Origin of the sequence: Streptomyces phytophilus, assembly GCF_013870535.1 — a bacterium.
In the GTDB taxonomy this organism is placed as follows: Bacteria; Actinomycetota; Actinomycetes; order Streptomycetales; family Streptomycetaceae; genus Streptomyces; species Streptomyces phytophilus.
Window position 1 is genome coordinate 1 of sequence record NZ_JACBXC010000206.1, and the last position, 7,116, is coordinate 7,116.

Genomic DNA, 7,116 nt, shown 5'->3' on the forward strand with positions numbered 1-7,116 from the left:
CTGGTACGCGGCACGGGCGGAGGACGGCCGCGGCGAGGCGACCGCCCTGGCGACGGCGGTGCCGGAGCACTTCGGCCTCGGCACGATGTACGAGCTGATCGAGGGCGTCCACCTGGGCACCGTCCCGGTGGCGCGCACCCAGCGGCTGGCGCCGCTGCTCTTCGCGGTGGCGGCCGGCGGCGACCCGGTGGCGCGGGCCATCGTGGACCGGCAGGCGGACGAGGTGGTGGCGCTCGCGGCGGTGGCGCTGGAGCGGCTGGGGCTGCTGGACGAGGAGGTGCCGGTGGTACTCGGCGGCAGCGTCCTGGCCGCGGGCCACGCGCAGTTGGACGACCGGGTACGCACGCTGCTCACGACCCGCGCCCCGAAGGCGGTGCCCCGGGTGGTCACGGCCCCGCCGGTCCTGGGCGCGGCCCTGCTGGGCCTGGACCGCGCCGGCGCCCCGGAGAAGGCCAAGTCCCGCACCCGGGCCCACTACGGCTGACCGCCCGGCTCGCTGCGGGGTACACGCACGAGAGGACTCGACCGGGTCGTGCCGATGGACGTCTACGCCGTCGAGAAGGCGGCGCAGGAACGGCGCCTCGCGGCCCTGGAGCAGGCACGCGAGGCCGATGAGAACCGCAGCACCGCCACGCGCGCCGGTGGGTCATCGGTACCGTCAGCCGGACTGTGAGGAAGACACACACCCCGGTGGATAGTGCGCCGCCTATGAAAAAGACCCAGTAGAACCAGTAGAAGATGTCCCCCGGACCGCCGTCCAACCAGGCGGTGAGAGCGAACCACCCCACCCCGAGTACGTTTCGCGGCCCGTGCCGTCTGGCGGCATCTGCGGCCGCAGTGCGGGTCAGGCGGCGTACTTGTGCCAGGCCGCCAGCACGGTCTGGACAGCTTGGGATGTCTTGTGCTGCCCGGCTGTGTCGGCCCACTGGAAGTCGTCGTGTTCGGTGAGCTGTACGTCAGAACCGGCGACTGCGGCCGCGAAGTTGAACTGGCGGGTGAGCCGGCCGGAGCCGGACGTGTAGTCGAAGGACCCCAGGTAGCTGCTGATGCCGGTGACGGGCAGTCCTGTCTCTTCGGCGACTTCCCGGCGCACGGCGCCGAGGAGGGTTTCGCCGTCTCCGACGCCGCCGGAGGGCAGCTCCCACAACCCTCCGAGGAAGTCGTCGGCGGGCCGGTGCAGGAGCAGGACCTGGCCGGTGTCGTCGGTGATGACGGCGCCGACGACATGCTTGGTGATGCCGTCGGCGTCGGCGGTGGCGGTGAGCGCCTGGAGGAGAGCGGCGTCGACTGGTGCGGCTGGTGCGATCACAGCAGTTCCTTGTGGTGGCGGGCGACTTTGGCCAGGGCCGCGGCGTAGGCGTCGGCGAGGGCTGAGTCCTCGGGGCGGTGCCAGACTGGCAGCTTGACCGTGCTGGCGTGCACGCGCGCGGCGCCGCTGCAGTCCCCGAGGGTGGGGTCCTGGGCGACAGGGTAGTGGGGGATCAGCTCCCTCGGGGTGCGGAAGAGGGGGTGGTCGCCGAGAGGGCGGGTGGAGCCGGGGTGGTCGACCTCGGTGGCTCCTTCCGCATGAACCGCGGCCAGGAATCGGGCCAGGGGCAGGCCGCCGAGTGCAGCCGACTCGTACCGCAGCGGCAGCGCGTACCAGGACGCTCGCGCCGCCGGGTCGAGGCGGGGGACGCGCAGCCCCGGCACGTCCTCCAAGGCGGCACACAGGCGCTCGGCGCAGGCCGCCCGGCCGCTGAGGCAGCCCTCCAGGCGGGGGAGCTGGGCGCGGGCCAGGGCAGCGGCGAGGGGGTGGATGCGCAGCTTGAGCCCTTGACCGGTGGTCGCGTACTTCGCCAGCGGGTGCCGCGTGGGGATCTCGGTGCGGCAGCGCTTGTTGTACTGGCCGTGCAGCAGCAGCCGATAGTACTGGTCGGTGTCGTCGGTGGCGACGAAGCCGCCCTCGCCGGCGGACAGTGTTTTCGGGCCGTTGAGGCTGAAGGCCGCCGCCTGCCCATACGTGCCGACGAGCCGGCCGTTGAAGGAGGCGCCGTGGGCGTGGGAGCCGTCCTCCAGCAGCATCACGCTGTGCTCGTCGGCGAACGCGGCCAGAGCGTCGGCGTTCTCGGGAAGCCCCCACAGATGCACGGCTACCAGGGCCTTCGTCCGTGGCGAGAGGAGGCGGACGGCCGCGTCGAGGTCGGGCTGCCCGTCGGTGCCGGCGTCGACGAGGACGGGGCGGGCGCCGAGGTGCAGCAGCGGCGTCGCCGTGGCGTGGAACGTCAATGCGGGGACCAGTACTTCGTCGCCGGGGCCGATACCGGCGGCGGCGTACATCGAGTGCAGCGCGGCGGTGCCGGTGCTCGTGGTGACCACGTGCCGGACGCCGAGCCAGGCAGCCAGGGCGTCCTCCAGGTCGGCAACGATGCCGGAGCGGTCAGGGATGGAGACGGCCTCCATCAACTGCCCGGTGACGGCCTCGATGTCCCGGCTGTCGATCGGGGGCCACGAGAAGTGCGATCCGGGCGTGGCTATCTCCGGCTTGCCTCCGAGGAGGGCGAGCGAGGTTGCGGACGAGTTGGTCACGGCAGGTACTCCTTGGGGTCGCTGAGGCGGGCGGTCGTGGCGGAGTCGTACGCGGCGGCCAGGAACGCCGCGTGCGCCCGGTGGGCTTCGGGCGGGGACGGGTTGGTGCGGGTGCCGTCCAGGACCCGGCAGAAGGCGTCGATCTGCGCCGCTGCGGCAGCCGGCCACGCGGGCCGGCGGGTCAGCGATTCGATCTGCTGGCCGGCCGGGTCCAGCCGGCGCACGCTGCCCCGCTCTACGGTCACCTTGCCGCGGGTTCCGGTGATGGCGAGGGCCTCGCTCTTCGGGCCACTGGAGCGGGAGATCAGCAGGGAGCCGTACAGGCCCGCGTCGTAGGACAGGTGGACCAGAGCGGTGTCCTCGGCGTCGTAGGCCGCGTGCGGGGCCGCGGCAGTGGAGACATCGGCCAGGACGCGGTCCGGGAGCCCGAGGTACCAGATCAGCAGGTCGATCAGGTGGTAGCCCATGTCCATCAGCGCCCCGCCGCCGGCGAGCGTGCGCTGCCCGCGCCAGCCGGCGGACGGGTCGGGGCAGCAGAAGGTGTAGCGGCCCTCGACGAGGTACGGGGTGCCGATCTGCTCCAGCAGTTGCAGCGCGGCGGTGTAGATGGGGTGGAAGCGGCGCTGGACGGTGACCATCAGCTCGATGCCGGCCTTCGCGCAGGCCGCCGCCAGATCAGCAGCCTCGGCGGGGGTGGTGGCGAAGGGCTTCTCCTTCATCACGTGCACCCCCGCCGCGGCGCAGGTCTCGATCACCTGCCGTCCGGCGTGGTGCGGCACCGCCGCGACTACGAAGTCGGGCTGCACCTCGGCGAGCATCTGCTCCAGGTCGGTGTAGCCGGACACGCGCCAGGCGACGGCCTGGCCCCCGGTGGTCACCTCGTCGGTGTCGCAGACTGCCACGAGCTCGGCGAACTGGCAGGCTCCCAGGCCCGGGAGGTGGTCCTCCCGGGCCTGGGAGCCCAGTCCCACCACCGCTGCTCTGCGCAGGGTCGTCTCGTTCAGCATCACGGCCTCCCTCGCCGTTCCGGGTCAGCGGGCGAGCCGCCCGCACAGCCCAGAGCACCGCGACCCGGAGCGTTCCGACAGAGCCGTCTGCGATCCGCGCACGCGGTTTGCACCGCGTGTAAACGGCTTGCAACAGGCTGCTTCCGCCCGCGGTTGCGGGGGACAATGCAGTTCGGCAGGAGGTGGTCCATGGACGCCCTGGACAGCTCGCATCCGCTGTGGCACACGCCCGCCATGCGCGACGCCCTCACCCGCCGCGACGCCGGCTCGATCGTGCGCCTGGCCCGACGCGCCGCAGACGTCACCCTCGCCGACCTGGGCCAAGCCGTCGGCTACACCGCCGCTTCGCTGTCGAGGATGGAACGCGGACAGCAGCCGATGCGGGACATCGAACTTCTCACGCGCATCGCCGGCCTCCTCGGCATTCCGCCACCTCTGCTCGGGCTGGCACCGCGACACGACCAGGCGGCGGCAGCCTCATACGGCCGCGCCGCCCCACCCGGCATCGCTAGCCTGGGCCGTGAGCCGATCGGCGAGGAGGATGAGGACCCGGTGCGACGCCGCAAACTCCTGGCCCGGGTAGCCGGTGCCACCACCAGCGTGATCCTCACCCCCGCCACGGCCACCGCCGCACCACGGCCGAGCCTGTCCGGCCTGGAGGACGTCCTCCTCTACCGCAACACCCCAGCCCTCGCCGCCCCGCAGCCGACGCCGGCCGCGGTCGCCGCGGCCCTCGATGCCGCCCGGCGCGACTTCGCCGCCTGCCGCTATGACCGCCTCGCCCGCGCACTGCCCGGCCACTTCGCCCTCGCCCAGGCCCTCACCGACACCGGGCGCCCAGAGGCCGGCGCGACCGCGGTCGCCGAGCTGTACAACATCGCCACCCGGCTGTGCATCAAGCTCGGCGAGGACGAGATGTCCGCAGCCACCGCCGACCGCGCGCTCACCGCGTGCCGCGGCGGCGCGGACGTGCTGACCACCGCCGAGGCCCACCGCATGGTCTCCTCCGTCTGGCGCCGCGCCCAGCACTACACCCGCGCCACCGACGTCGCCGTTACCGCCGCCCAGCAGCTCGTCGGCCGCAGTAGCGACGCCGCAGTACTGTCGGCGAAGGGCAATCTGTACGCCACCGCCGCCTACACCGCGGGCAAGCAAGGCGACCGGTACCTGGCCCGCGACCTGATCGCCGAAGCCGGCGCCACCGCCGACCAGCTCGGGCACGACGCGGTCACCGGCGGCGCGGTTTTCGGCCCCAGCCAGGTGATCCTGCACCAGATCTCGATCAGCTACCTCCTGGGCGACGCGGGCACCGCCATCGAGCACGCCCGCAGAATCCGCCCGGCGACGCTGCCGACCCCCGAACGCCAGGCGCGTTACTACGTCGACGTCGCCCGTGCATTCGACCGATGGGGCAAGCACGACCGCTGCTTCAACGCGCTGCTGGCCGCCGAGAAGGCGGCTCCCCAGGAGGTTCGCCTCGGCTCCGTACGCACCATCGCGGCTGGTCTGATGCGCCACGACCGCCACCTACCCGGCGTGCGCGCCTTCGCCGTCCGTGTCGGTGCCCTCTGAACCGTCCGCGGACGGGAGGAGGCGCATCGTGCGGCGGTCCCACCCGTAGGTGCGGCTGAACGTCTGGTGCATGCCGCCGAGGTCGGGGCCCATCTCGTGGCACTGAAGGCTGAGTGACCTGGGTCAGCTGACGGGGCGCCACCATCTTTCTGTGAGGCCGACCCCATCCGGGTGCAAGAGCCACATCGGCTCCCCCGTCTCTTCGCCGAGGATGAGGTCGGGTGGATCGTCGCAGTCCACATCGTCAGAGAAGCCCACCGCAAAGGGGGAAGCCCCGGGCTGTGTCACCAACCAGGTGAGGCCGAACAGCGCGGCGAGCATCAAGAGCACGACGGTCCGCCTGGACGTGGCGCAGGCGCGAGACAGTGAGGGAAATGCTGGAAGGTGAGCGACGCCGCAACACCCCGCTCCGGGGCCTCGCTGCCCGCCTGGGTGTTGACCCCACGTCATGAGGTAGGACGCTGCGTCATACCTGCGGGCGCACACCGGCACAATGGGTGCTGCACCTGGGGGCCTTCGTCCCTGGGAACGCCAGCGGCGGCTCCCTACCTTCGTAGGCGACGCAGCGGCTCCTGTGCCAGGTCTGCGGCGTCCCGGCTCACGAGAGCGGTGCTCTGCGGCACCCTGCTGGCGCGCCGTCAGTCGCGGACGGCCCGTACCTCGACCGCGTACAGCGAATAGCCGAACTCCGTGGCGCGCTCCACCCCCTGGACGCGGACGTAGCGCACCTCGCGTTCGTCCATCCGCACCGACTCGCGGCCGCCGCCGCCGTCGTCCACCGCCGCTGCCGTGCGCCAGCGGCGGCCGTCGGCGGAGACCTGGACGCGGTAGCGCTTCGCGTGCGCGCTCTCCCACGTCAGCGCTACCTCGCCGACGCGCGCGGGCTTCGCCAGGCGTACCTGCACCCAGGCGCCGTCCTCGACCGGGGAGGACCACCGCGTCTGCGGGTCGCCGTCCGCGACCGCCGCCGCCGGGAAGTCCGGCGTCTCGTCCGCCGACGACGACGCCCGCCCGGCGCGTGCCAGGTCGGGGCCGCCCACCGCGGGGTAGGCGTGCACGGTGACGGTGCGGACCTGGGTGTCGTCCCGGTCCTCCAGCCGCACCGGGATCTCGTACGTCCCGGGCGCCACGTCCTTCGTCGCGCGGATCTCGATCGGGGCCCTGGCGGTCGTGCCGCGGGCTATCCGCACCTCGCCGGGGGACTCGGCCTTCAGCCCCTCGGGCGCCTTCGCCGTGACCTTGCCGCCCGCGTCCCCCGGCCGCGTCGCGGACAGCTCCGCGTCCACGACCACCGGATCGCCGCCGATCGTCACGTCGGCCTCGTCGCGGGAGAGCGACAGCCGGGCGCCGGGCTCGTCCGCGGACCACGGGACCACCTCGTGCACCACCGGCGCCGTGGTGTCGGCCGCCCACACGAGCCGTACCGCGTCGGCGCCGGCGCGCTTCGCGGGCAGTTCCGTCCAGCCGCCGCCGTCGAGTTCGCCGAGTGGGCGCCATGCGGTCCGGCCGCCGTCCCGTACCCGGATCTGCACTTCCGCCCTGGTGCCCGTGCCCGGCTGGGTCAGCACCGTCACCGCCCGCAGCGGCTGCCGGTCGAACTCCACGACCAGCGCCTCGTGCGGGCCGGGCGACGGCGGGCGGGCGGCCTCGTACGCCGTCGCCGGCCTGCCGTCGGCCGCCGCCGTCACCGACGAGCCCTCCAGCGGCTCCGCGCCGCCCGCGGCGGACGCCCCGGTGCCCGCGGCGCGCTTCGCGCCGCCGCCCGCGCCCAGCCAGGAGTCGGAGTCCGTCAGCGCCCGGCTGAGGAACGCGTCGAGCACGCCCGCGCCCACCTCCCCGCCGCCTGGGGGTACCGCCCACGCGCGCCCTGGCGCGCTGTGGGGGACCGCTTCGCCGGCCAGGCGCTGGAGCTCCAACCGCGCCTGCCACGCCTCCTCGTTGCGGCCCGCGGCCTGCGCGGAGACCATGT

General features: G+C 73.5%; 7 protein-coding genes and 1 pseudogene. 3 read left to right on the forward strand and 5 right to left on the reverse strand.

What is annotated here, in order from left to right; translation table 11 throughout:
* A pseudogene (locus tag H5J30_RS12525) lies at positions 1-484 on the forward strand (ATPase); the annotation flags it as partial.
* A 48-nt stretch (positions 485-532) separates the two neighbouring features.
* Positions 533-673, forward strand: a complete 141-nt coding sequence (locus H5J30_RS12530; protein ID WP_181787513.1) for a hypothetical protein — start codon at positions 533-535, stop codon at positions 671-673.
* Positions 674-844: 171 nt separating this feature from the next.
* On the opposite strand, the gene H5J30_RS12535 is transcribed toward H5J30_RS12530, so the two are convergent.
* Genes H5J30_RS12535 through H5J30_RS12545 form a run of 3 tightly spaced genes read right to left on the reverse strand, consistent with a single transcriptional unit; the run spans position 845 to position 3,575 of the window.
* Positions 845-1,309 (reverse strand): NUDIX hydrolase, encoded by a 465-nt coding sequence (locus tag H5J30_RS12535; RefSeq protein ID WP_309505512.1) that lies wholly within the window; start codon positions 1,307-1,309, stop codon positions 845-847.
* Complete coding sequence (locus tag H5J30_RS12540; RefSeq protein WP_181787514.1) at positions 1,306-2,568, reverse strand: DegT/DnrJ/EryC1/StrS family aminotransferase; 1,263 nt, start codon at positions 2,566-2,568, stop codon at positions 1,306-1,308. The genes H5J30_RS12535 and H5J30_RS12540 overlap by 4 nt, the downstream gene beginning before the upstream one ends.
* Complete coding sequence (locus H5J30_RS12545) at positions 2,565-3,575, reverse strand: Gfo/Idh/MocA family protein (protein WP_181787515.1); 1,011 nt, start codon at positions 3,573-3,575, stop codon at positions 2,565-2,567. Before H5J30_RS12545 ends, H5J30_RS12540 begins: the two co-directional genes overlap by 4 nt.
* 189 nt (positions 3,576-3,764) lie before the next feature.
* Here H5J30_RS12545 and H5J30_RS12550 point away from each other — a divergent pair, with 189 nt between their 5' ends.
* Complete coding sequence (locus H5J30_RS12550; RefSeq protein ID WP_258563282.1) at positions 3,765-5,147, forward strand: helix-turn-helix domain-containing protein; 1,383 nt, start codon at positions 3,765-3,767, stop codon at positions 5,145-5,147.
* A 123-nt stretch (positions 5,148-5,270) separates the two neighbouring features.
* On the opposite strand, the gene H5J30_RS12555 is transcribed toward H5J30_RS12550, so the two are convergent.
* Positions 5,271-5,477, reverse strand: coding sequence for a hypothetical protein (locus H5J30_RS12555; protein WP_181787516.1), 207 nt, complete (start codon positions 5,475-5,477; stop codon positions 5,271-5,273).
* Between the two features lie 308 nt (positions 5,478-5,785).
* The coding region (locus H5J30_RS12560; RefSeq protein ID WP_181787517.1) for a discoidin domain-containing protein at positions 5,786-7,116 on the reverse strand (1,331 nt) is incomplete at its 5' end.